Origin of the sequence: Corallococcus sp. 4LFB, assembly GCF_046520365.1 — a bacterium.
GTDB classification, from domain to species: domain Bacteria; phylum Myxococcota; class Myxococcia; order Myxococcales; family Myxococcaceae; genus Corallococcus; species Corallococcus caeni.
In genome coordinates this window covers 1-23,515 of record NZ_JBKGHJ010000032.1, presented here as the reverse complement: position 1 = coordinate 23,515, position 23,515 = coordinate 1, and the positions used below count along the sequence as shown (strand labels likewise).

At 70.7% G+C, this 23,515-nt stretch carries 19 protein-coding genes and 2 pseudogenes; 15 read left to right on the top strand and 6 right to left on the bottom strand.

The features are described from left to right. The first annotated feature begins 220 nt into the window (after positions 1-220). Positions 221-670: a DofA protein gene (locus ACLEQD_RS06005; protein ID WP_410382431.1), complete on the top strand. Its 450-nt coding sequence runs from the start codon at positions 221-223 to the stop codon at positions 668-670. A gap of 67 nt (positions 671-737) precedes the next feature. Here the strand turns inward: ACLEQD_RS06005 and ACLEQD_RS06000 are convergent, their stop codons facing one another. From ACLEQD_RS06000 to ACLEQD_RS05990, 3 genes are all read right to left on the bottom strand, one after another. Beyond that, entirely contained in the window at positions 738-1,571 is an 834-nt protein-coding gene (locus ACLEQD_RS06000) for a ThiF family adenylyltransferase (RefSeq protein ID WP_410382429.1), read from the bottom strand. Positions 1,572-1,583: 12 nt separating this feature from the next. Next, entirely contained in the window at positions 1,584-2,300 is a 717-nt protein-coding gene (locus ACLEQD_RS05995) for a class I SAM-dependent methyltransferase (protein ID WP_410382427.1), read from the bottom strand. A gap of 614 nt (positions 2,301-2,914) precedes the next feature. Continuing rightward, on the bottom strand, positions 2,915-3,415 hold the full coding sequence (locus ACLEQD_RS05990; protein WP_410382425.1) for a hypothetical protein: 501 nt from the start codon (positions 3,413-3,415) through the stop codon (positions 2,915-2,917). A 39-nt stretch (positions 3,416-3,454) separates the two neighbouring features. Here ACLEQD_RS05990 and ACLEQD_RS05985 point away from each other — a divergent pair, with 39 nt between their 5' ends. Both ACLEQD_RS05985 and ACLEQD_RS05980 read left to right on the top strand, forming a co-directional pair. Then, complete coding sequence (locus ACLEQD_RS05985) at positions 3,455-3,697, top strand: hypothetical protein (RefSeq protein WP_410382423.1); 243 nt, start codon at positions 3,455-3,457, stop codon at positions 3,695-3,697. A 104-nt stretch (positions 3,698-3,801) separates the two neighbouring features. Further along, positions 3,802-4,110 carry a hypothetical protein gene (locus ACLEQD_RS05980; RefSeq protein ID WP_410382421.1) on the top strand — a complete coding sequence of 103 codons (309 nt, stop codon included), beginning with the start codon at positions 3,802-3,804 and terminating at the stop codon, positions 4,108-4,110. 24 nt (positions 4,111-4,134) lie between these two features. Here ACLEQD_RS05980 and ACLEQD_RS05975 read toward each other — a convergent pair. After that, a pseudogene (locus ACLEQD_RS05975) lies at positions 4,135-5,928 on the bottom strand (sigma 54-interacting transcriptional regulator). A gap of 619 nt (positions 5,929-6,547) precedes the next feature. On the opposite strand from ACLEQD_RS05975, the gene ACLEQD_RS05970 reads away from it, so the two are divergent. Then, positions 6,548-7,768 carry a heparin lyase I family protein gene (locus ACLEQD_RS05970; protein WP_410382419.1) on the top strand — a complete coding sequence of 407 codons (1,221 nt, stop codon included), beginning with the start codon at positions 6,548-6,550 and terminating at the stop codon, positions 7,766-7,768. Positions 7,769-7,847: 79 nt separating this feature from the next. Continuing rightward, positions 7,848-8,414, top strand: a complete 567-nt coding sequence (locus ACLEQD_RS05965; RefSeq protein WP_410382417.1) for a hypothetical protein — start codon at positions 7,848-7,850, stop codon at positions 8,412-8,414. 7 nt (positions 8,415-8,421) lie between these two features. Here ACLEQD_RS05965 and tesB read toward each other — a convergent pair whose 3' ends face one another. Continuing rightward, positions 8,422-9,291, bottom strand: a complete 870-nt coding sequence (gene tesB / locus ACLEQD_RS05960) for an acyl-CoA thioesterase II (protein WP_171414622.1) — start codon at positions 9,289-9,291, stop codon at positions 8,422-8,424. Positions 9,292-9,397: 106 nt separating this feature from the next. Between tesB and ACLEQD_RS05955 the strand changes: the two genes are divergently transcribed. Continuing rightward, the gene (locus tag ACLEQD_RS05955) at positions 9,398-10,900 is read left to right on the top strand and encodes an ArnT family glycosyltransferase (RefSeq protein ID WP_410382415.1); all 1,503 of its coding nucleotides are present in this window, start codon (positions 9,398-9,400) and stop codon (positions 10,898-10,900) included. Positions 10,901-11,121: 221 nt separating this feature from the next. Further along, positions 11,122-14,685, top strand: coding sequence for an endopeptidase (locus tag ACLEQD_RS05950; protein WP_410382413.1), 3,564 nt, complete (start codon positions 11,122-11,124; stop codon positions 14,683-14,685). Positions 14,686-14,761: 76 nt separating this feature from the next. On the opposite strand, the gene ACLEQD_RS05945 is transcribed toward ACLEQD_RS05950, so the two are convergent. Continuing rightward, positions 14,762-15,163 (bottom strand): VOC family protein, encoded by a 402-nt coding sequence (locus ACLEQD_RS05945; protein ID WP_410382412.1) that lies wholly within the window; start codon positions 15,161-15,163, stop codon positions 14,762-14,764. Between the two features lie 221 nt (positions 15,164-15,384). Here ACLEQD_RS05945 and ACLEQD_RS05940 point away from each other — a divergent pair, with 221 nt between their 5' ends. The 8 genes and pseudogenes from ACLEQD_RS05940 (at position 15,385) to ACLEQD_RS05905 (ending at position 23,257) form a co-directional block, all read left to right on the top strand. Further along, positions 15,385-15,729, top strand: a complete 345-nt coding sequence (locus ACLEQD_RS05940; protein ID WP_410382410.1) for a hypothetical protein — start codon at positions 15,385-15,387, stop codon at positions 15,727-15,729. Between the two features lie 290 nt (positions 15,730-16,019). Then, entirely contained in the window at positions 16,020-18,065 is a 2,046-nt protein-coding gene (locus tag ACLEQD_RS05935) for a M20/M25/M40 family metallo-hydrolase (protein WP_410382408.1), read from the top strand. Positions 18,066-18,337: 272 nt separating this feature from the next. Then, positions 18,338-19,462 carry a hybrid sensor histidine kinase/response regulator gene (locus ACLEQD_RS05930; protein ID WP_410382406.1) on the top strand — a complete coding sequence of 375 codons (1,125 nt, stop codon included), beginning with the start codon at positions 18,338-18,340 and terminating at the stop codon, positions 19,460-19,462. Between the two features lie 22 nt (positions 19,463-19,484). Continuing rightward, positions 19,485-20,144: pseudogene (locus ACLEQD_RS05925) on the top strand (RAD55 family ATPase); the annotation flags it as partial. Positions 20,145-20,254: 110 nt separating this feature from the next. Continuing rightward, positions 20,255-21,109 carry an RAD55 family ATPase gene (locus ACLEQD_RS05920; protein WP_410382404.1) on the top strand — a complete coding sequence of 285 codons (855 nt, stop codon included), beginning with the start codon at positions 20,255-20,257 and terminating at the stop codon, positions 21,107-21,109. Continuing rightward, positions 21,106-21,468 (top strand): response regulator, encoded by a 363-nt coding sequence (locus ACLEQD_RS05915; protein ID WP_410382402.1) that lies wholly within the window; start codon positions 21,106-21,108, stop codon positions 21,466-21,468. Before ACLEQD_RS05920 ends, ACLEQD_RS05915 begins: the two co-directional genes overlap by 4 nt. A 124-nt stretch (positions 21,469-21,592) precedes the next feature. Continuing rightward, on the top strand, positions 21,593-22,816 hold the full coding sequence (locus tag ACLEQD_RS05910) for a glutathione-independent formaldehyde dehydrogenase (RefSeq protein WP_410382400.1): 1,224 nt from the start codon (positions 21,593-21,595) through the stop codon (positions 22,814-22,816). A 93-nt stretch (positions 22,817-22,909) separates the two neighbouring features. Next, the gene (locus ACLEQD_RS05905) at positions 22,910-23,257 is read left to right on the top strand and encodes a two-component system response regulator (protein WP_410382438.1); all 348 of its coding nucleotides are present in this window, start codon (positions 22,910-22,912) and stop codon (positions 23,255-23,257) included. Positions 23,258-23,515: the final 258 nt, after the last annotated feature.

Genomic DNA, 23,515 nt, shown 5'->3' with positions numbered 1-23,515 from the left:
AGCATCCGCCAGCGGACATCCCAGGGGACCTTGGAGGCGAACACACAGTCCGTGACGCCGTCAGGGGAGACAGGATGTGTCGTCTCAAGAATGTCAGCCTTCAGGGCTAGTTTCTTGACCGCGGCTGAAGCGCAGGATGTCCCCCAGGACCAGGGAGAACGCCCGGACGCGTACCGACCGGGACGGCCGCTGGGTCCGACACGAAGGAGTCGCGAACGCCATGGCACTTCCGGTCTACAAGACAGACGTCATCGACAAGGTGTTCTTCCTGCGCTGGGACGCTCCACCGACGCCGGAAGAGATTCAAGCGGTGTTCCAGAAGATGCAGGCCGCCTACCAGCAGCACCAGCAGCCGCTGGTGCTCGTCACCATCGCGGGAGCGAAGTCCGCGGTGCCCAACAGCGAGCAGCGCCGGCACCTGTCCAACATGCTGTCGGACGCGCGGGCGCTGTTCTCGGAGATCCACGTCATCATCGAAGGCAACGAGCTGCAGCACAACCTCCAGCGCGTCATCGTGTCGGGGATGCTCATCGTCACGCGCACGTATGACGACCAGTTCATCCGCGTGCACAAGAACGCGGACGGGGCGGCGGGCTTCATCGCCCGGCGGCTGGGCGTGGATGGCTCGCAGGTGGTGAACGAAGCGCGGTCGCGCGGCGTGGTGATGTAGTCCCCGGGGGGATTCGGGGGCCCTGTTCAAAGGGCCCCCGGCCCCGGAAAGAGCGCGCGGGCTTCTCTCAGCCCCGGGCGCCCTGCCCCGCCGGCCGGCCCGGACGGGCGGCGCTGACGGAGCCGCGCACGTAGCGGTGGTCGAAGAGGTCCACGTAGAGGTACTCGGGCCAGGACACCATCGAGCGGGCCCCCAGCATCACGCCCCGCATGATTTCACTCACCATCAGCCCCGCGGCGGTGGTGGCGCCAATCACGCACGTGGGGGCATGGCCCTTTCCCTGGTAGCAGGCGTCCATGTACTCCTGGAGCATGTAGCTGCCCAGGTGCGGGATGATCTTCGGCAGGTCGATGCGGCCGTCCGGGAGGATGAAGAGCTCCTCGTAGAGCGGCGCGTCCGGCTGGAAGACGTGGAGCGCGGCCCCGAAGCCCAGCATCAGCCCGGTCATGATGGGGATGCCCAGCTGCCGGCACGTCTGGTGGAGCGACTCCTTGGCGCGCGCGCCCGCGATGTCGATGACCTCCACCACGTAGTCCACCGGCGGCAGGCCGCCCAGGCCCTTGAGCACGTCCGCCACGTTGGCGTCGGTGATGCCCTCCTTCACCTTGTGCACGCGCAGGTCCGGGTGGATGTCCCGGCACATGCGCTCCACCACGTCCACCTTGTGCTGGCCCAGGGTGCTTTCGAAGCAGCCAATCTGCCGGTTGATGTTGTGGCGCTCGTAGACGTCGAAGTCCGCGAGGCTCAGGCAGCCGAAGCCCAGCCGCGCCAGGTCCACCGCGCACTGGCCGCCGGCGCCGCCCACGCCGGCGACGAGCACGTGGGTGCTGGCGAGCTTGTCCATGGTCTGCGGGTGGAGGACACCCAGGTTGCGCTGGAAACGGGGGTTCACGTTCGTCATTGGAGGGGCTCCCTACTTGCGCATGCAGACGTAGAAGTTCTCGCCGTAGTAGTCGTCGCCGTCGGCCACCAGCGCCTGGCTGAAGCCCACCTTCTCCAGCAGGCGCACCGCCTGGTCCGTGTCCAGGAAGGTGACCATCTCGTTGGGGTCCGTGGTCAGCTTCTGGGCACAGGTGCGGTGGTGGTTCACCGCGCGCTGGAGCGCCTCCGTCCACCGCCCCTGGGCCTCCCATTCCCGGATGGAGTTCTTCAGCACCTTCTCCAGGTCGGGCCGGGGGCGCTTGTTGCTCGTCATGCACAGCACGCCGCCGGGCTTCAGGTACGTCCAGGCCTCGCGCAGCACGGCCTCCGGGTCCCTCACGTAGAAGAGGACGTTGTTCATCACCATCGCGTCCGCGCCCTGCTCCACCTCCGCCGGGAACCGCGTCACGTCCCCCGGCAGGAGCGTCCAGCGGGCGCGCACCGCCTCCGGCTCCTTCGCGCGGCGGCGCACCGCCAGGGCGAGCATGGCCTCGTTGTTGTCGAAGCCGACGACGCGCTGCCCCCGGCGCACCAGCGGCTCGCTCACCAGCCCCGTGCCGCACCCCGCGTCGATGACGTAGGCGCGCTCCCGGGTGTCCCGGAGGATCTTCTCGCGCTGCCGCTGGTAGCAGGGCAGCTCGGGGATCATCTGATCGTAGCTGTGCGCGAAGTCGTTCCAGATGTTGTCGACAAAGACGGTCTCGGGCATGGGTCCCCCCCCTCGCGGGGAGTCAGGGTGAGACCTGGTGTTGTCCCCCGTCCTCCCCCCCTCGGGCGATTGCCCCGCCGTCTTCCCCTATCATCCAGGACTTGCCTGTTTCAGATGTATGTGTTGGATTGAGTGAACAAATACACCCTGGCGGGCCGGAGGGGGTGTCCGTTCAGTCGGGAAGGGCTCGCACCATCCGTGGTGCGCATGTCTCAGCATTGAAGGACCCGGCGTCCTGCGTTTCTTCACTCGAAGGATGCCGGGAGCGGCGTCGGGTGGCCTTCACGGGTGAAGCCTGCCCTGCGGGGCAGGTTCAATAAAATCAATGACTTGGGTGCTGGCGCGGAAGGTGCTCCTGGGGAGGCCTGTATCGGGGCGCCGGATGTCAGTCCCAGGCGCTTGTCTGTGTGGGGGACCCTCATGCGAGTCGAGGTCGGTATGCGTAGGACGTGGAGCCTGTGGGTGATGCTGGCGCTGTTCGTGGTGCTGCGCGCGAATCCGGGGGACGCGCGGGAAGTGACGATTCAGGCGGAGCCGTGGACGCGCTCGCTGGTGGCGGCGGGGATGACGGCGTCCAGCGTGACGCGCGAGGCGGTGGGCGGCGGGCTGGCCCACTACACCTGGAAGGTGCGGGTGGGGACGGGGAAGTACGACACCATCACGGTGCACCGGGTGGTGCGCGAGGTCCGCGCGTGGCATCCGGCGCGGAGCCGCCGGGCGGTGTTCATGGTGCACGGGGACCTGTGGGGCTTCGCGCCCGCGTTCCTCACCAACACGTGCGTGTCCACCATGCCGGAGAACCGCTCGCTGGCGGCGTTCCTGGCCAGCCAGGACGTGGACGTGTGGGGGCTGGACCTGCGGTGGGTGGGCGTGCCGGAGGCGGAGACGGACTTCCAGTTCATGGAGGCCTGGAGCCTCCAGACGCACGTGAGGGACCTGGGCACGGGGCTGGCGCTGGCGGACGGCGTGCGGCGGCTGTCCGGCAACGGCGGCCATGACCGGATGTTCCTGCTGGGCTGGAGCCGGGGCGCCACCATCGGGTACGCGTACCTGGACGCGGAGTCGCAGCGTCCGCGCGCCCTGCGCCGGGTGGACGGCTTCGTGCCCATGGACATGGTGCTGCGCTTCGCGCCGGAGGCGGCGGAGCAGCGCCAGTGGGCCTGCGACCGCTACGCGGTGCTCCAGGCCGCCCGCGACGAGGGCGCGCGGAGGGTGGCCTGCTGGGGCCCGCGCCGGGGATTCCGGTGCGCATCATCGGGCAGCTGGCGGACCAGAACCCCAACGGCGTCTCGCAGATGGAGCTGGGGTTCGTGGAGCAGCCCAGGCCCACCAACCGGCAGGCCGCCGTCATCGCCGCGGGGCCACCGGGACGCTGCTCAAGCCGCTCAAGCCGCTGACGCCGGGCTACCACCTGGCGGGCAGCGTCCCGGACGCCTCGGGCCTGCCCGTCAAGACGGCCTTCACGCCGGAGCCCACCCTGTTCGACTACCTCCAGCTGGCGGTGCCCTACCAGAGCCTCAACGAGGTGGTGGAGACGGAGGCGCAGCTGTGCGGCCTGGACGTGCCCTTCGACGACCACCTGCAGGACGTGAAGGTGCCGGTGCTGTACGTGGGCGCGGCGGGCGGCGTGGGGCGCTACGGGGAGTACTCCACGCGCCTGCTGGGCAGCACGGACGTCACCCGCATCATCGTGCGCAGCCGGCCGGAGTCGGAGCGCGCGCTGGACTTCGGCCACGCGGACCTGTTCCTCGCCCGGGACGCGCGCGTGCGCGTGTGGCAGCCCATCCTCCAGTGGATGCAGGCGCACTGAAGCAGGCGCGGCGGACGGCGGGGGCTACTCCGCCTTCCACAGCCCGTGGCGCCGGGCCCTGCGGCCCAGCGTCACGGGGTCCATGCCCAGGGCCACCGCCGCGCGGCGCAGGACGCCGCCGTGGCGCTCCAGGGCCTCGCGGATGAGCTCGCGCTCCACCTGGTGGAGCCGGGCCCGGAGCGAGCCGTCCCCCGTGGGGTCCGCGCGGGGCACGGTGTTGCTGAGAAGCGCGGGCGGCAGCAGGCGCCGGGTGAGCATCTCCCCGGGCCGGGACAGGAGCACCGCCCGCTCCACCACGTTGCGCAGCTCTCGCACGTTGCCCGGCCAGCCGTAGGCCGTGCAGCACCTCGTCCGCGTCCGGGGCCACGCCCGTGGCGGAGCGCTTGAGGGTGCGGTTGAACTGCTCCACGAACGCGCGCGCCAGCTCCGGGATGTCCTCCGGGCGCTCGCGCAGGGGCGGGATGTCGATGGTGAAGCTGTTGAGCCGGTAGAAGAGGTCCGCGCGGAAGCGGCCGGCGCGCACCTCCTCGCCCAGGTCCCGGTTGCTCGCGGCCACCACGCGCACGTCCACGTGGCGCACCTGGGTGCCGCCCACCGGGCGGATGTCGCCCGTCTCCAGCACGCGCAGCAGCTTCGCCTGGAGGTTGGGCGTGGTGTTTTCAATCTCGTCCAGGAAGATGGTGCCGCCGTTGGCCAGCACGAAGAGGCCCGGGTGGTCCGACACCGCGCCGGTGAAGGCGCCCTTCACGTGGCCGAACAGCTCGCTCTCCAGCAGCGTCTCCGTGAGCGCGCCGCAGTCCTGCACGACGAGCGGCAGGTCCCCCCGGCCGGAGAGCCGGTGGAGGATGCGCGCCAGCACCTCCTTGCCGGTGCCCGTCTCGCCCTGCAGCAGCACCGCCACCCGGTGCGGGGCCACCAGGCGCACCATCTCCATCACCCGCTGCATGGGAGGGCTGCGGAAGCCCACGTCCTCCCCGTGGCGGCCCGGGCCGCCCACCGGGGCCTGGGCCAGCGCGCGCTCGCGCAGGAGGTTGCGCTCCAACTCCAGCGCCATGCGCCACTGCTCCGTGCGGAAGCCGTGCTCGCGCCCCGCCTGGAGCACCGCCTCGCGCATGGCGTCCGGGTCCGGCCACGCCCCCAGGGCCCGGTAGATGCGGCCGGTGTTGAAGAGGGCCACCAGCCGCTCCGGGGCCGCCGGGGCGCAGTAGACGATGCGCGAGGCCAGGTCGCTGGGCGGCCCGCCCCCGTGGGGTCCACCTCCGCGCGCAGCTCCGCCAGCGACTCCACCAGCGCGAGCGCCCGCGCCTCGTCCTGGCCGCACACCAGGAGCGCCGCCATGTCACCGCGCGTGAGCAGCGCGTGCACGTCCTCCGCGGTGGCGGCGAAGTGCGGCGTGGCCACGTCGTCCAGGGCCTGGCGCACCGCGCGGGATTCATCCTCCGACGCGAAGGCGGCCACCACCTGCAGGTGGGACGTGGCCAGGTAGCGCGCCAGCTTCACGCCGTCCGCCGCGTCGAAGGCGCCGAAGCTGATGCCCAGCGCCGCGACGGTGCCCCCGCCGCCCGCGGTGTCGTGGCGCCAGCGCACCACGCCGTGCACCCGCACGTGGGCGCCCGTGTCCGGCAGCGAGAAGGCCATCTCCACCGGCTCGTTCTCGTGCGGGCCCTCCGACGGCCGGCGCGGCGTGGCGATGAGCCCGATGCCCGTCTCGCTGATGTTCACGGACCAGCAGCCATGCAGCGCCGGCTGGGTCACCACCTTCACATACAGCGGCTTGCGCTCGCTCCGGGCCACCTGCTCGGAGGAGGGGCGCGTCATGGGGTGCGTCACTCGACCGGCCTCATGGCCGCGGCGCGGCGGGCTTCCTGGAAGTCCACGGACATTTCAGGACGGGTTCTGCCTGATTCTTCCGTCATCGCAAGTCGGCGGCAAAGGGGTGTCCACCGCCCACGTCGCAACCGGACAGGGGTCCGAAATGCCCTGCCCGCACGGGGTCGCGCGCGTTCCCACACCGCACCACAACCCGCGGCGTCACCGGACCGGCGCTCCGGCGGTGCGCCTCCCACGCGACGGGCTGTATCGCCCCTGCCGGTGGGTTGAAGGATTCCAACCGGGCCGTCTGAAATTGATGTCTGTCTTTTGGAGACGAACCTGCCCGGCATGCAAGCGGGCTCACCGTCGCTTGTGTTCGAAATAAAACTTCGCTATTCCGATTGTCACCTTGGAGCACGGCAGCCTTTCCCGCGCTGCCGGATGGAGTAACGCCAACACACGTCACGCTGTCTTTCTCCTCCCGTTGACACGGCCCTGTCGCACAGGTCCGGGAGCACGAGAGGGGACTGCCCCGCCGTAAAGCCAGACATTCCCCGGCCATGCCCCGCCTCCTGTCTCTGGAGCATGGCTTTTCACTGCCTGTCCTTTCCCCCTGGGCCACCCCTTGAAGAAAACCCTCCTCCTGGTTGAAACGTTGTTCGTCCTGGGCGCCGCCGGCTGTGGCGCTCCGGACGGCTCCCTTCCGGACGCGGACCGCCCGCCGGCGCTCGAGTCGTCCGGCGAGGACCTCACCACCACCAGCTGCACGCAGCTGACCCCCAGCAGCGTGAAGGCCAGCGGCGACGACGGCGCCGGCAGCGTCGCGACGAACACGCTGGATGACCAGCTCACCACGCGCTGGAGCAGCCTGGGCAAGGGCCAGTGGATCGACTACGACCTGGGCTCCACCAAGGGCGTGGGCGCGATGGCGGTGGCCTGGCACCAGGGCGACCTGCGGGTGAACACGTTCACCATCTCCGTGTCGCCGGACGGCTACACCTACACGCAGGTGTACAGCGGCAAGAGCAAGGGCACGACGACCGCGGCGGAGACGTACACCTTCACGCCGGTGAGCGCGCGCCGGGTGCGCGTCACCGTGCAGGGCAACACCCTCAACGACTGGGCCAGCATCGCGGAGGCGCGCCCGTGCGCCGGCACGGCGACGACCCCGACCCCCGGCGGCATCGTGTGGCGGGGCGACTTCGAGTCCGGCGACCGCAGCCAGTGGGACGGCACGCAGATGATGTCCGCGGACCGGCTGCAGGTCGTCTCGTCGCCGCTGCGCGAGGGCGGCTTCGCGCTCAAGGCCACGGTGAAGCAGGGCGATGACCCCATCAACTCCAGCGGCAACCGCAACGAGCTCTTCAAGCAGACGAAGGAGCCGGCGGGCTCCGAGTACTGGTACCGCTGGAGCACGCGCTTCGCGTCGGACTTCCCCAGCGTGAACACGTGGCAGCTGTTCACCCAGTGGCACCACGACGGCTGCTGCGGCTCACCGCCGGTGGAGTTCTACGTCTACGGCGAGGAGATGCGGCTCAACATCGGCGGGTCCCCGGGCGTCATCGTCTGGAGGACGCCGCTGGTGCGCAACGCGTGGCATGACTTCATCTTCCACGTGAAGTGGTCTCCCAACGCCACCGTGGGCTTCGTGGAGCTGTACTACGACGGCAACCTGGTGCTGCCCAAGCGCTACATCGCGACGCAGTACTCCGGGATGCTCAACTACCTGAAGATCGGCCTGTACCGGAACGACACCATCGCGCCGGTGGGCGTCGTCTACCACGACGGCTGGGTGATGGGCCGCACGAAGGCGGACGTGCTGGACGCCAACTACCAGCTGAAGTGAGACACCGGCCGCGTGCCCCGGTAGTCGCCGGGGCACGCCCCGGGATAGGCTTTCACCGTCCATCCCGAGGAGCCGTCTCATGCGCCTGTGCGCCGCGCTGACCGCCGTCACCCTGCTGGCGTCCTGCACCACGACCTACGCCATTCCCAAGCCGCAGCTCGCGCGGCTGGATGGCTTCAAGGACGACAACGCGGCGCTGCTGCGGGAGCTGGGCGACGTGATGCTCAACCGCCCCAACGACCGCCAGCGCACGGTGCTGGACGTGGAGGGCAAGGCGCACCACTTCACCTCGGACACGCCGCTGGCGCTGGCGCGGGTCTCCGCGCAGGCGGACGCGGAGTTCCAGCGCTTCATCGAGGTGGGCGTGGACGCCGACCGCTTCCGGGGCGTGCCGCTGGAGGGCTCCTCCTCCGGCGCGGCCGCGCCCGCGCTCGTGGTGCCCCTGGCGGAGGTGGACCACGCCCGGCTGCGGGAGTTCAGCCTGGGCAAGACGCTGCTCTTGACGGGCACCATCGGCGCGGTGGTGCTGGGCTCGCTGGTGGCGGTGAGCACGCTCTTCGAGCCCACCACGGGCTCCGACGGCGACGGCCGCGGCGTCATCGACCTGGGCCCCCGGCCCCAGGTCCTCCGGGGCCCGCGCTTCTAGGGCCCCGCTAGCGCGCGTCCGTGCGCTGGCGCAGCAGGCCCTCCTGGGCCACGGAGGCCACGAGCCGCCCGTCCCGGGTGAAGACGTGCCCGCGCGCCAGGCCCCGGGCGTTGCCGGCCCAGGGGCTCTCGATGCTGTAGAGCAGCCAGTCGTTGACCTTCAGGTCGCCGTGGAACCACAGCGCGTGGTCCAGGCTGGCCATCTGGAAGCCCGGCTGGAGGAACGTCAGCGCGTGCGGCTGGAGCGCGGTGCCCAGCAGGTTGAAGTCGCTGGCGTACGCGAGCACGTAGCGGTGCACCTGGGGCTCGTCGGGCATGGCGCCGTCGGCGCGGAACCAGACGTGCTTCACGGGCGGCTCGGCGGACGGCTCGAAGGGGTCCACGTACGTCACCGGGCGCATCTCGATGGGCTTGGCGGAGAGGAACTTCTCCCGGTGCCGCTCCGACATCCGGCCCGCGTGGCGCCCCAAGAGCTCCAGGTCCGTGGGCAGCGACTCCGGCGGCGGCACGTCCGGCATGGTGGCCTGGTGCGTGAAGCCCGGCTCGTCGCCCTGGAAGGACGCCATCAGCGTGAAGATGGGCTGCCCCTTCTGGATGGCCACCACGCGGCGGGTGGTGAAGCTGCCGCCGTCGCGCACGCGGTCCACGGTGTAGACGACGGGCAGGCCCGCGTCCCCGGGGCGCAGGAAGTAGCCGTGCAGCGAGTGCACCGCGCGCGCGTCCTCCACCGTCTGGCTGGCGGCGGACACGGCCTGCCCCAGCACCTGCCCTCCGAAGAGCTGCCGGAAGCCCAGGTCCTGGCTGGCGCCACGGAACAGGTTCTCCTCGATGGGCTCCAGCTTCAGCAGCCCCAACAGCTCGTCCAGCACCCGGCTCATGCACGTCCTCCCGTTTTGACGCACCCCGTCCATACCCCAGCCCCCGGCCGGAGCGCGCGGGGCAATGTAGAGTGCGGCGCCTTTCTCCCAGGAAGGAGCCGAGCCCGTGGCCCCGCTTTCCCTGCCAGACACCATCCGGCGGCACCCGGCGGCCTGGGGCATGGCGGCCACGTTCGCCGCCAGCCTGCTGTTGCGCGGGCTGTACCTGGCGGGTTCGCCGGACCGGGACTGGCCCTTCTCCGTCTTCTTCGCGGGCGACGCGCGCTTCTTCCACACCGCCGCGGTGGAGCTGGCGCGGGGCCGCGAGGGCCCGGCCGCCCTGCCCTACCACCCGCCCCTGTTCCCCGCGCTGCTGGGGTGGCTGTACCGGGTGCTGGGGGAGCCCCGGGGCAGCGCGCTGCCGTACAAGCTGGCGCTCGCCTGCCTGGGGGCGGCGACGGTGGCGCTCTGCCAGGGCTTCTGGCGGCGCCTGCTGGGAGCGGCCTGGAGCGGGGTGGCGGCGGGCCTGTACGCCACGAGCTTCGGGTGGCTGGTGCTCTCCACCACGTACAGCAATGAAACCCTGTCCGCGCTGTGGCTGTGTTTCACGTGCGCGCTGGGCCTGCGCGTGGGCGGCCGGGCGCCGTCCCGGGCCGAGGTGCTGGGATTGGGCGCGGTGATGGGATTGGGCACGCTCACCCGCGCGGAGCACCTGGGGCTGTGGCCGTTCCTGCTGGGGTATGCGTGGACCGCGCGCGAGCGCCCGGGTGGATGGAGGCCGTGGGTCCTGCGCTGGGGCGCGGCGGTGGGCGTGTCCCTGCTGCTGCTGGTGCCCTCCGCCCTGCGCAACCTGGACACGATGCGCGAACTGAACGCGCGCGCGCCGCACCTGGAGCCGCTGCCGGAGTGGGTGCCCGTCACGGTGTACGGGCCGCTCAACTTCGCCATGGCGAACCACGCGGGCGCCACCGGCGGCTTCACGCCCGCGCTCATCAACCAGGGCGGCAGCAACGGCCAGCTGGACCCTTCCCGTCCGGAGCACCGGCGCCTGCTGCTGCACGGCTACGCGCAGGGGCTGCGCTGGATGGTGGACGCGCCCGGCGACGCGGCCCGGCTGCTGTGGACGAAGCTGGACCTGTGGCTGGACGGCCTGCGCCTGGGCGTCGGCGTGTCGGACGTGCCCGGGGGCCTCACCGGCGAGCGCGCCCCGGTGGACGTGTTCGTTCCCGATTCAGGAGGGCTCAAGTGGCCGCTCGCGGCGCTGCTGCTCGCGGGGATGCTGCTGTCGCTGCGGCCCGCGCACGCGCCCTTCCGGCTGCTGTCGCTGGTGGTGCTGCACCGCGTGCTCGTCACGCTCGCCTTCTTCGGCTACGCGCGCGGGCTGCTCGTCGTCTTCCCCGCGCTCCTGCCGCTGCTGGTGCTGCCGCTGAAGGTCCTGGGCGAGCGCCACGCCGCCGTGGCCCGGAGGCTGCCCGTGCTCGCCGGGGCGCTGCTGCTGCTCGTGTGGGCGGAGGCCGCGCTCGTCGCCACGCGCGACACGCCCCGCCGCTTCATGGCCAGCGGCACCACCGACGCGGTGAACGGCAAGCTCATCCAGGACGACCGCGTCCGGCTCTGGCCCCAGCCCTGACCCGGAGGCCGGATGGAATACTGCGAGCAGACCGAAACGCTCCGCGAGTGAACATTCCATAACTGAACACTTCAACTCACTGACTTCGCTCGAATTTCTAAAATTCGAAGTTAATCAGGAATAGCCGCAATTCATTTTTAAAAAGCATCTGACCTAAGCAGGAGGCGCTCCGCCCCGGAGCCCGCCGGTCCCGTCCGGCGGCCTCACCCGAGGAGACGTGCATGCGCCCCCTGCGGTCCGCGTTGTGTTGTCTTGCCCTCTTGGTGTCGTCCACGACGTACGCATTCCAACCCTCCCAGCCCGCGCAGCAGGGCGCGGTGGCGAAGAAGTCCTTCTTCAAGCCGGAGCTGTACCTGCCCATCCAGAACGTGCCGCTGGAGAAGGCGCGCACGGTGATGCCGCGCGCGGGCGCGGACCGGTGGACGAAGTTCCTCTCCCGCACCGGCGGCAACGTGCAGGTGTACCTGGATCCGCTGTCCGGCATGCCCACGGGCATCCAGGGCAGCTTCCCGTTGCTGCCCGGTGACGGCTTCCGCAACAACGTCAGCCTGGACGACGTCCGTCAGGGGCTGGGCCGCTCCGTGGGCGGGGTGGACGAGTCGGTGGTGGGCGAGCTCGTCTTCAAGTTCGTCGCGGACAACCAGGACGCGCTGGGCGTGGACCTGCTGCAGCTGGGCGCGCCGCGCGTGACGCAGGTGACGGACTCGCTGTGGCAGGTGCACATCCCGCAGGTGGTGAACGGCGTGCCGGTGCGGCACGGCCGGCTGGCGGCCACCATCAGCCACGGCAACCTCATCCTGCTGGGCACGGAGGCGTGGTCCAACGTGGGCATCGACCTGAAGCCCACGTTCAGCGCGTCGCAGGCGCTGACGGCGGGCAGCTCGTTCCTGGGCCAGACGCTGTCGCCCACCAGCCTGTGGCAGCAGCCCACGCTGGAGGTGGCCCCCTACGCGCGCACGGGCGCGGCCTTCGGCCAGGGCTATGGCCACGCGCTGGTGTGGAGCTACGGCTTCTCCAACCCCGGGGAGCACGAGCGCTGGAAGGTGACGGTGGACGCGAACTCCGGCGAGGTGCTGGCCGTGGAGGACGACAACCACTACTTCGACGCCCAGGTGAAGGGCGGCGTGTACCCGTCCACCAACATCGGGACCTGCACGTCGAAGGAGACGTGCGGCACGATGCAGCCCAACTCCCCCATGCCGTGGGCGAACACCGGCTTCGCGTCGCCCAACAACTTCACCGACGGCGCGGGCATCTACAACTACAGCGCCGGCAGCGTCTCCACGACGCTCGCGGGCAAGTACGTGAAGATCTCCGACAGCTGCGGCGCCGTGAACGTCAGCTCCGCCACGGGCACCCTGGACCTGGGCGGCGTGAACAACGACCACGACTGCACGGTGCCCGCGGGCACGTCCCCCGGCAACACCCCGGCGGCGCGCTCCAGCTTCTACGAGCTGAACAAGATTAAAGAGGTGGCCCGCGGCTGGCTGCCCTCCAACACCTGGCTGCAGGGCCAGCTCACGTCCAACGTGAACCTGTCCAGCACGTGCAACGCGTTCTGGAACGGCAGCACCGTGAACTTCTACAAGTCCGGTGGCGGCTGCCGGAACACCGGTGAGATTGGCGCGGTGTTCGACCACGAGTGGGGCCACGGCATGGACAACTTCGACGCCAACGGCTCGCTGTCCAACTCCAGCGAGGGCTACGCGGACATCGCGGGCATCCTGCGCCTGCAGACGTCCTGCGTGGGCTACGGCTTCTTCCAGACGACGAACACCGGCTGCGGCCTCACGCCGGACGGCACGGGCTACAACCAGCAGGAGTCGCAGGTGGCGGGCCAGTCCTGGTGCAACCTGCGCTGCTCGGGCGTGCGCGACGCGGACTGGGCGGCGAGCGCGCCGAACATCCCGGCCACCCCGCAGAACTTCACCTGCAAGATGTGCTCGTCCGGCTCCGGCCCGTGCAGCAAGCAGGTGCACTGCGCCGCGTCCCCGGTGCGCCAGGCGGCGTGGGACCTGGTGACGCGCGACCTCACCGCCGCGCCCTTCAACTACAACTCCAACGACGCGTTCCTGCTGGGCAACAAGCTCTTCTACCAGGGCTCCGGCAACATCGGCACGTGGCACGCCTGCAACTGCACCGCCGGCACGTCCGACGGCTGCGGCGCGACGAACGGCTACATGCAGTGGCTGGCCGCGGACGACGACAACGGCAACCTGGCGGACGGCACGCCGCACATGACGGCCATCTACGCCGCCTACAACCGCCACAACATCGCCTGCTCCACGCCCGCGCCCACCAACGGCGGCTGCGCGGCGGGCCCCACGGCGGCCCCCACCACCACGGCCACCCCGGGCGACAGCCAGGTGAGCCTGGCGTGGACGGCGTCCGCGGGCGCCAGCCAGTACTGGGTGATGAAGACGGAGGGCTTCGCGGGCTGTGACTTCGGCAAGGCGCGCGTCGCCACCGTCACCGGCACCAGCTACACGGACCCGGAGGTCGCCAACGGCCGCCAGTACTGCTACTCGGTCGTGCCCGCGAGCAGCAACGCGTGCTTCGGCCAGGCGTCCGCCTGCACCTGCACCACGCCCACCTGCGCGGCGCCCGGCGCGCCCGCGCTGTCCACCCCCGCCTCCGGCGCCACCGGCGTGGAGCTGCTCGCGGTGCTGGACTGGGCGGACGTCACGGGCGTGTCCGGCTACGAGGTCCAGGTGGCCACCGACAGCGCCTTCACCAACGTGGTGCGCAGCGCCAACTCGCTGGTGGCCAGCACCTGGACGGTGGCCCCGGGCCTGACGGCGAACACGGCCTACTACTGGCGCGTGCGCGCGCTCAACTCGTGCGGCGGCACCAGCGCCTGGACCGCGGCGCGGAGCTTCACCACGCGCGGCTGCGTCACCCTGGCGGCCCCCACCCTGTCCTCGCCCGCCAGCGGCGCCACCGGCGTCGCCCTGTCCCCGGCGCTGGACTGGTCCAACGTGACGAGCGCGGCCGCGTACGACGTGCAGGTGGCCACCGACAGCGCGTTCACCAACGTGGTGCGCGGCGCCACCGGCCTGTCCTCCAGCGCGTGGAACGTGACGCCCGGCCTGTCCAACCTGACGGCGTACTACTGGCGCGCGCGGGCCACCGACAGCTGCGGCGCCAGCGCGTACAGCCCCGCGTCCAGCTTCACCACCACCAACGTGTGCACGCCCACCGTGGCCACGTACAACGCGAACCTGCGCGCCCCGGCGTGCGGCTCCGTGTGCGGCTGCGACACCGGCCCCACGCTGGTCAACGGCCGCGGCACGCTGTCCGGCGGCCTTGAGCCCAACCAGCCCAACACCCTGGGCGCCACCTGCGCGGACGGCTCCACGGGCACCTACCACTCGGATGAGAGCATCGACCGCATCGTGCTCAAGACGGTGGACCAGGGCACCATCACCCCGGGCAAGCAGCTCACCGTGGACGTGACGGTGTGGTGCTACGGCACCAGCGACCAGCTGGACCTGTACTACACGACGAACACCACCACGCCCGCGTGGACGGCCATCACCACCGGCCAGGCCTGCACCTCGGTGGGGCTGAAGACGTTCTCCTTCCCCGTCACCGTGGGCAGCACCACCGGCCAGCACGCCGTGCGCGCGCAGTTACGCTTCAGCAGCACGCCCACCAGCGCCTGCGTGTCCGGCAGCTACAACGACCGCGACGACCTGGTGTTCAGCGTCGTGTCCGCGGTGGCCGCCAGCCCCACCGCCCCTGCCGCGAAGCAGGTGCGGGGCCGGGCCCTGACGGCGCGCTAGCCGCTCCGCCGTCCGCTGTTCCATGGGGGCTCCCGGGTGTCATCCCGGGGGCCCCCGTGCCTTGCCGGCGCGGCGTTCACCAGGTGTACACGACGGACGGCGCGGAGCGCTTCGCCGGCCCGTGGTGGACCATCTCGATGTTGTTGCCGTCCGGATCCAACACGAAGGCCGCGTAGTACCCCGGGTGGTAATGGCGCTCCCCGGGCGCGCCGTTGTCACGGCCGCCCGCGGCCAGCGCCGCCTGGTGGAAGCGGTGCACCATCTCCCGGTCCTTCGCCTGGAAGGCCAGGTGCACGCGCGCGGTGGGCTCGCGGTCGCTGCTGATAAAGAGCTCGTCCGCGGCCAGGTGCCGCTCGCTCTCGTTGAAGACCGGGATGCCCATCACCTCCAGCACCGCGCGGTAGAAGCGCTTGCTCGCCTCCAGGTCCCGGACCTGGAGGTGGACGTGGTCGAACATGCGGCCGTGGTGCAGTTCCATGGTCTGCCCTCCGTGACTTCGCTGCCGTCGGTGTGTCCGACAACCAGCGGAGGGGCGACCTTCAGAGCGGCAAATCACGCATGTCAAGGCGCCTGCGCCCGGGAAGTCGTGAAAGCGGCAGCAACCCACCACAAAAGCGCGGGCACCTGGCGGCGGGAGGACGCAGCTTCATGCGATAGTCCGCGCCACTTCGCAGTTCTTGCCTTCAGGAGGGTGCCGCGATGTTCATCGAAATCATCGTCCTGCCCTGTGAAGACGACAGGTCCCCGAAGCAGCGTCCGGCCAAGGCCTCCAGGGGCCCCGGAGCATCCCGGGCTGCCCAGGCGCAGGTGACGCGGGGCCGGGCGGAGCTGGCCCGGCAGTGGCGCGAGGACGGCAAGGCCTTCCACGGCGCCGTCCTGGAGTTCATCAAGGCCCAGCACCTGCTGGGCGCGGTGAAGTGGATGAGCGAGCCGGGCCTGCTGCCCCAGGTGACGCTCATCGCCACGGACCGCGTGCTGGAGAAGCTCCAGTCGGAGCCCCGGTTCGCCGCCGGCCGCTCGCTGTCCATGAACCTGCAGACCTGAGGCCGCGCCGCCCCCGCGGCGACCTCCCCCTCCCCTCACCCTTCCGCCCCCCTGTTCGCCACGCCGCGTGAGCCCTTCCGCGGTGCGTCCAGGCCTGGCCCGGGTGCGTCATTCGTGGCGGCCAAGACTGTCTCATCCTGTTTCACGATGCTGTCAGCCTTGACGGCCTCATCTTGAATTCCACAGGATGCGCCCCAATCCACGAGGTCTGGACACCCGGTCTGGACCGGACGTGGGAGGTCCCCGCCGTGCCCCGCCAGCGCGCCCCTCGCCTGGAATCGGAGCGGAACATGCGTTTGAAGAGCTTGGCCCCCGTCGTCGTGTCGCTGTGCTGCGCCACCGCCTCCGCGGAGTCGCGTGACAAGGAGGTCTTCATCACCATCGGTTCGGAGGCGGTGACGGCGGTGCGCGCGTCGTTCCGCGCGGCCGGGAGCGCGCCCACGCTGGTGAAGGAGGCGAACGGCGTGAGCGTGCTCAAGCTCACCGAGTCGCAGCTGGGCGACGTGTCCGCCATCATGCATGACCAGTACCACCGCTGCGCGGGCTTCATGGCGCACGACACGCAGGAGGCGGCGCTCGCGGCGCTCGCGCCCGCGCAGGCCACGCAGTCGCTGGTGAGCTACTCGCTGGACAACGCGGCGGTGGTCAACGGGCTGTTCTCCGGCCTCCAGGAGGCCAGCCTGCGCAGCACCATCGTCCAGCTGTCCAGCTACACGAACCGCTACTACAACAACTCCACGGGCGGCACGCAGGCGGCCAGCTGGCTCAAGAGCGCCTGGGAGTCCTACGCCGCCGGACGCGGCGACGTGAGCGTGCAGCTGTACACGCACTCGGGCTGGACCCAGCCGTCCGTCATCGCCACCATCACCGGCGCCGTCTACCCGGACGAGGTGGTGGTGATTGGCGGCCACCTGGACTCCATCAACATCACCGTGGGCTCCTCCAGCCGTCCCACCGCGACCGCGCCGGGCGCGGATGACGACGCCTCCGGTGTCGCCACGCTGTCAGAGGTCTTCCGCGTGGCCATGGCGAAGGGCTACACGCCGGCGCGCACGGTGAAGTTCATGGCGTACGCGGCGGAGGAGGTGGGCCTCTACGGCTCGCAGGCCATCGCGCAGGCGCACAAGTCCGCGGGCACCAACGTGGTGGGCGTGCTCCAGCTGGACATGACCAACTACCGCGGCTCCACGGCGGAGGTGACCCTGGTCACGGACAACACCAACGCGGCGCAGAACGCGTTCCTGGGCAACCTCATCGACACGTACACGGGCTACACGCGCACCAACATCACGTGCGGCTACGGCTGCTCGGACCACGCGTCGTGGAACGCGCAGGGCTACCCGGCGTCCATCCCGTTCGAAGCGCTGCTGAGCCAGGACAACCCCTTCATCCACACGGCCAACGACACGCTGGCCAACAGCACGGACGGGACCACCAACAACAACGCCAACAACGCGCTGAAGTTCGCGCGCATCGGCGCCGCGTACCTGGCGGAGCTGGGCAAGGGCACCCTGCCCGGCCAGCCCACGGACACCCAGGCCCCGTCCGTGTCGCTCACCGCGCCGGCGAGCGGCGCGACGGTCAACGGCACCACCAACATCACCGCGACGGCCACGGACAACGTGGGCGTCAGCAAGGTGGAGTTCCTGGTGGACGGCGTGGTGAAGGGCACGGTGTTCTCCTCGCCGTACAGCTTCGCGTGGGACAGCCGCGCGGTGGCCAACGGCAGCCACACGGTGGCGGCGAAGGCGCACGACAGCGCGGGCAACACCGCCACCACGACGGCTCGGACGGTGACGGTGGCCAACGTGTCCACGTCCGGCACCTACGACACCACGCTCCGGACGCTGCGTTGCAGCGCGGCGGCCGCCACCTGCGACAGCGGCACGCTGTTCAACGGCCGCGGCACCGTGGGCCCGGAGAAGAACACGCCCAACACGCTGCGCGGCACGTGCGGCGACGGCAGCTCCGGCACCTACAAGAGCGATGAGTCCGTGGAGGCCATCAAGGTCTCCACCCTGGACGGCTCCAACTTCGCCGCGGGCAAGCAGGTGAAGGTGGAGGCCTCCATCTGGGCCTACGCCAGCGCGTCGTCGGACCGGCTGGACCTGTACTACACGGCCAACGCCACCGCGACGACGCCTGTCTGGACGCTGCTCACCACGCTCACCCCGCCGACCGCGGGCGCCCAGACGCTGTCGGCCACGTACACGCTGCCCTCCGGCGCCACCCAGGCCGTGCGCGCGCAGTTCCGCTACGGCACCGGCAGCCCGTCCAGCCCGTGCGTGTCCAACAGCTACAACGACCGCGACGACCTGGTGTTCGCCGTCCAGTGAGCCTCACGGCGGCGCACGTGAAGTGACACGCGAGGGGATCCGGGGCGCTCACCCGGGTCCCCTTCGCGTTCCCAGGCCGCCTGGAGCCCCTCGAGGGGCAGCCCCCCATCCTGCGTCCGGCGGCCTGCCTGGAGGAAGGCTCACGTCCGCGGCGCGGCATCCGTCCGGCGGACAACACCCGCCAGGATGCCGGGCACACTGCCGCCCATCTTTTTTGGATGCGGGTGGTTCCATTCGCCGCGCTCGCCCCCACTGTTTCGGCTGCACGGCCCGTGAACACCACCGATTCCCAAGACGCCCGGGGGGCCCGTCCCGCCCTCACGGTCCTCAACGTCAACGACGACCCGGCGACGTTGTACCTGCTGAGCCTCACGCTCCGGCAGGGCGGCTACCAGGTGCTCGAGGCCACCGGCGGACGCGAGGCGCTGCGGCTGGCCCAGGGGCAGCCCGACCTGGTGCTGCTGGACGTGCACATGCCGGACATCGACGGCTACGAGGTGTGCCGCCGCCTGCGCGCGGACGAGGCCACGCACGACCTGCTCATCGCCCACCTGTCGTCCGTGTCCGTGCGGCGCGAGGACCGCGTGCGGGGCCTGGCCCAGGGCGCGGACGCGTACTGGACGCGGCCCCTGGCGGAGGACGAGCTGCTCGCGAACGTCGAAGCGCTCCTGCGCCTCCAAGCCCGCGCCCGGGACGCCGTGCGCGCGCGCGACCACTTCCTCAGCATCGCCGCGCATGAGCTGAAGACGCCCCTCACCGTGCTGCGCCTCAACCTGGAGCGCGCGGTGGAGATGGTGCTGAGCGACACGGAGGCGCGCGGCCCCATGGAGAAGCGCCTCACCCCGGCGGTGCGCCAGCTCACGCGGCTGCAGAACCTGGTGGACAGCCTGCTGGACGTGTCGCGCCTGTCCACGCGGGACATCGCCCTGCAGGTGGACACGGTGGACTTCTCCCGGCTGGTGCGCGAGCAGGTGGAGCGCTTCCAGGCCCCGGCCCGCAGCGCGAACGTGGACCTGGACGCCGTCCTCCCCGACGCGCCCGTCACGCTCTTCGGCGACCCGCGCATGCTGGCGCAGGCCGTGGGCCACCTGCTGTCCAACGCCGTCAAGTTCGGCCAGGGCCGGCCCGCGCGGGCGCGCCTGTCCACGCACGAGGGCCACGCGGTGCTCACGGTGGAGGACCAGGGCGTGGGCATCGCGCCGGAGGACCACGCGCGCATCTTCCGCCGCTTCGAGCGCGTGCCGTCCGCCGGGCGGTTCGACGGGCTGGGCCTGGGGCTCTTCCTGGCCCAGGAGATCGCCGCCGCGCACGACGGCACGCTGACCGTGAAGAGCGCCCCGGGCCAGGGCGCGTGTTTCGAGCTGACGCTCCCCCTGCATCGCACCCAGCGGTACTGACATCCCCAGAGGAGAAGGTTTCGTGTCGAAGAGCGAAGACGCGGACGGAAGCACCCCGTCCGACGAAGCAAAGAGTCCGGCGAAGCGGCTCATCACCAACGTGCCCCGGCTGGACTTCATCACCAAGGGCGGCCTCATCCAGGGCTCGTCCTACGCCATCATCGGGCCGCCGGGCTCCGGCAAGACGGTGCTCGCGAACCAGATCGCCTTCCAGCACGTGAGGAACGGCGGCAAGGCGCTCTACGTGACGCTGCTGTCGGAGTCGCACGGGCGCATGCTGGAGAACCTGTCGCAGATGACCTTCTACGACGCCAGCGTCATCCCGGACCGGCTCCAGTACCTGAGCGGCTACCGCGACCTGGAGCGCGACGGGCTCAAGGGGCTGCTGGAGCTCTTGCGCAAGAACGCGCAGGCGCACGGCACCACGCTGCTCATCATCGACGGCATGGACGCGGCGAAGGAGTTCGCCCGCTCGGACCTGAGCTTCAAGCGCTTCCTGCAGGACCTGCAGACCTTCTGCAGCATCCTGGGCTGCACCTCGCTGCTGCTCGCCCCGCACCATGAAGGGGAGATCCACCCGGAGAACACCGCGGTGGACGGCATCTTCGAATTGTCCCTCTGGCTGCACGGGCCCCGCGCGGTGCGCGAGCTCATCGCCATCAAGTTCCGCGGCGGGCCGTCGCTCCTGGGCCGCCACGAGGTGGAGATCTCCAACCAGGGCATGGTCATCCACCCGCGCACGGAGGTGCAGTTCGCGCACCCCGCGGCGGAGGGCGCGAGGACCGCGTCCGCATGCCCTTCGGCATCCCCCGCCTGGACGACGCGCTCCGGGGCGGCGTGCTGTCCGGCTCCACCACGCTGCTCCTGGGCGCGCCCGGCACGGGCAAGACGCTGCTGGGGCTGCACTTCCTCCTCCAGGGCGCGCGCGAGGGCCAGCCGGGCGTCTACTTCGGCTTCTTCGAGACGCCCCCCCGCCTCATCGAGAAGGCGGAGGGCACCGGCATGGGGGACCTCAAGAAGTACGTGGACGAGGGCCTCATTGAAATCCAGTGGCAGCCGCCGCTGGAGCACAACATGGACTCGCTGGCGGAGCGGCTGCTGGAGCGCATCGCGGAGCGCAAGGTGGACCGCCTGCGCCTGTTCATCGACGGCGTGTCCGGCTTCCGCTCGGCCGCCGTGTACCCGGACCGGCTGGGCCGCTTCTTCTCCGCGCTCACCCACCAGCTGCGGATGATGGACGTCACCACGCTGTACTCGGATGAGACGCCCCTGTTCAGCCCCGGCGTGGAGATGCCCCAGCCGGAGGCCGCGTCCACCGTGGAGAACGTCATCCTGGTGCGCTACGTGGAGCTGCGCTCGCAGCTCTACCGCCTGCTCTCCATCATGAAGATGCGGGAGAGCGCCTACGACAGCGGCATCCGCGAGTTCTCCATCAGCGAGAAGGGCATCCGGGTCGCGGACACCTTCGAGAGCGCGGAGAGCATCCTCACGGGCCATGCGCGCATCTCCGGCGGCGACAGCGCCCGGCCCGACAACGTGAAGGCCCCCCTGGGCGCGCGCAAGAAGCGGGGCCGCCAGGCCTCCGCGAAGAAGAAGCCAGCCGCGAAGAAGGCCCCGGCGGGCACGTCCCGGCGGAGGCGGTCATGAAGACCGTGCTCGTCGTGGACGATGAGCAGGACATCGCGGAGGCCATCCAGGCCATCCTGGAGGAGGAGCAGCTGCGCGTCATCGTCTGCGGCAACGGCCGCGAGGCGCTGGCCAGACTCAAGGACGAGAAGCCCGACCTGGCCATCATCGACGTGATGATGCCGGTGATGAACGGCTACGAGACCATCGACGCCATCCGCAAGGACGCAAGCCTCCGCTTCCCCATCCTCGTCATGAGCGCCATCCAGCCGCCCAGGGCGAAGGCCGAGGAGCAGCGCTGGGACGGCTTCCTCAAGAAGCCCTTCTCCCTGCGCGACCTGGTGGACACCGTGGCCCGGCTGACGGGCGCGGGGGCTTGAACGCGCGCCCGCCCCACACGCCTGCACGGGGCGGCCGGGCTTGCAATTTCCACAGCCGCTTCCCGTGGCCGCGCCGCGTCCCACTTTTGGTGGGCCGCGTTACGGCCCAACCCGGGAGAGGCCCATGCTCGCCGTCGTCTACAAGCAGAACAGCCAGGTGCAGGTGGAGGAGGTGGAGGATCCGAAGCTGGAGGCGCCCACCGACTGTGTCATCCGCGTCACGTCCGCGGGCATCTGCGGAAGCGACCTGCACATGTACGAGGGCCGCACCGCGTCCAAGGCCGGACAGGTGTTCGGCCACGAGAACATGGGCGTCGTGGAGCAGGTGGGCCCCGGCGTGGTGGGCATCAAGAAGGGCGACCGCGTGGTGCTGCCCTTCAACATCGCCTGCGGCACCTGCTTCGACTGCGTGCGCGGCCGCACGGAGGCCTGCCTCGTCGCCAACCCGGACGCGCCGCACGCGGGCTACGGCTACGCGGGCATGGGCCCGTACCGGGGCGGACAGGCGGAGCTGCTCCGGGTGCCCTGGGCGGACTTCAACTGCCTGAAGGTGCCCGGGCAGCCGGGCGACGACCTGGAGGACGACTTCCTCCTCCTGTCCGACGTCTTCCCCACCGCCTACCACGGCACCGAGCTCGCGAACGTGCGGCCCGGGGCCACGGTGGCCGTCTTCGGCGCGGGGCCCGTGGGCCTGCTCGCCGGCTACTGCGCGCTCTTGCGCGGCGCCTCGGAGGTCTACGTGGTGGACAGCGTCCCGGAGCGCCTGGCCAAGGTGAAGGAGATGGGCGCCACCCCCATCGACTTCACGAAGGGTGACCCGGTGAAGCAGATCTTGGACCTGCGCCGGGGCAACCCGCTCATCATGGGCGCGCTGCGCCCCGGTGAGGAGAAGGCCCTGGGCGTGATGTGCGGCATCGACGCCGTGGGCTACCAGTCGCGCGACATCCAGGGCGCGGACGCGCACGGCGGCCGGGAGAAGCCCACCCAGGTGCTGGAGCAGCTGGCGGAGCTGGTGAACCCCACGGGCTCCATCGGCGTCGTGGGCGTCTACATGGCCCCGGACCCCGGCGCTCCGGACGAGAACGCCAAGCAGGGCATCTACCCGCTGCCGTGGGCCAAGGTGTTCGACAAGGGCATCACCGTGGGCACCGGCCAGACGCCGGTGAAGCGCTACAACCACTTCCTGCGCGACCTCATCATCGCGGGCCGCGCCAGGCCTGGAATGATCGTCAGCCACCGCCTGCCGCTGCAGGACGCGCCGGACGCCTACCGGAAGTTCGACGCTCGCAAGGACGGCTACACCAAGGTCATCCTCAAGCCCCAGCTCAGCCCCAAGGCCCGCGCCTAGCCACGCGTCCCCGCGCCCCGGGGTGTGCACGCCCCGGGGGTTCGGCGGTATGGTTTGACGGTGGATGCCCTGGACACCCCCTCGACCTTGCTGGTGGTCGAGAGCTACGACGACCTGCGTGAGGCCCTGGCGGCCCTCCTGGTGCTGGAGGGCTACACGGTGCTGTCCGTGGCCACCGCCACGCAGGCGCTGGAGGTCCTGGCCCGGCTCCCCCACATCCCCTCCCTGGTGCTGCTCAGCCTGATGCTGCGCAACCCGGAGGACCAGCGCTTCCTCTCCCGGCTGCGGAACCTGGACCTGACGTCACGGCTGCCCGTGCTGGCGCTCACGGCGGACCCGGATCTCCAGGCGCCCCCGGCCGGGACGGTGGGCCTCTTGGGCAAGCCCGTCCGCACGGAGGTGCTCCTGGCCGCCGTGGACCGCTACCGCACCCGGCACTGAAGGGGCTCCTCCTCCAGGCGCCGATGTAGGCGTGGGAACGCCGCAACTCCGGGTGCCAAGGGTGGATAATCCATCAACGTCCACCGTCTCGGTGGTTCGAGGGGGAGACCCGACATGACCAGAATCGGCGAGTCCATTGGCGGCGCCATCGCGGCGCGAGTGAAGCAGGCCCTGACCCCGGAGGTCCGCCCGCCTCCGCCTCCCCCGGCCCCGGCGGTCGTCGCGCGGCAGACCTCCGACTCCTTCGAGTCCGCCCCG

What these genes read in the sequence shown, in the direction of transcription:
- ACLEQD_RS06005 (WP_410382431.1), top strand. Translation starts at nt 221, where the DNA reads ATGGCACTTCCGGTCTACAAGACAGACGTCATCGACAAGGTGTTCTTC.
- ACLEQD_RS06000 (WP_410382429.1), bottom strand. Translation starts at nt 1,571, where the DNA reads ATGACGAACGTGAACCCCCGTTTCCAGCGCAACCTGGGTGTCCTCCAC.
- ACLEQD_RS05995 (WP_410382427.1), bottom strand. Translation starts at nt 2,300, where the DNA reads ATGCCCGAGACCGTCTTTGTCGACAACATCTGGAACGACTTCGCGCAC.
- ACLEQD_RS05990 (WP_410382425.1), bottom strand. Translation starts at nt 3,415, where the DNA reads ATGTCCATGGGCACGAAGCCGTCCACCCGGCGCAGGGCGCGCGGACGC.
- ACLEQD_RS05965 (WP_410382417.1), top strand. Translation starts at nt 7,848, where the DNA reads ATGCGCCTGTGCGCCGCGCTGACCGCCGTCACCCTGCTGGCGTCCTGC.
- tesB (WP_171414622.1), bottom strand. Translation starts at nt 9,291, where the DNA reads ATGAGCCGGGTGCTGGACGAGCTGTTGGGGCTGCTGAAGCTGGAGCCC.
- ACLEQD_RS05950 (WP_410382413.1), top strand. Translation starts at nt 11,122, where the DNA reads ATGCGCCCCCTGCGGTCCGCGTTGTGTTGTCTTGCCCTCTTGGTGTCG.
- ACLEQD_RS05945 (WP_410382412.1), bottom strand. Translation starts at nt 15,163, where the DNA reads ATGGAACTGCACCACGGCCGCATGTTCGACCACGTCCACCTCCAGGTC.
- ACLEQD_RS05940 (WP_410382410.1), top strand. Translation starts at nt 15,385, where the DNA reads ATGTTCATCGAAATCATCGTCCTGCCCTGTGAAGACGACAGGTCCCCG.
- ACLEQD_RS05935 (WP_410382408.1), top strand. Translation starts at nt 16,020, where the DNA reads ATGCGTTTGAAGAGCTTGGCCCCCGTCGTCGTGTCGCTGTGCTGCGCC.
- ACLEQD_RS05920 (WP_410382404.1), top strand. Translation starts at nt 20,255, where the DNA reads ATGCCCTTCGGCATCCCCCGCCTGGACGACGCGCTCCGGGGCGGCGTG.
- ACLEQD_RS05915 (WP_410382402.1), top strand. Translation starts at nt 21,106, where the DNA reads ATGAAGACCGTGCTCGTCGTGGACGATGAGCAGGACATCGCGGAGGCC.
- ACLEQD_RS05910 (WP_410382400.1), top strand. Translation starts at nt 21,593, where the DNA reads ATGCTCGCCGTCGTCTACAAGCAGAACAGCCAGGTGCAGGTGGAGGAG.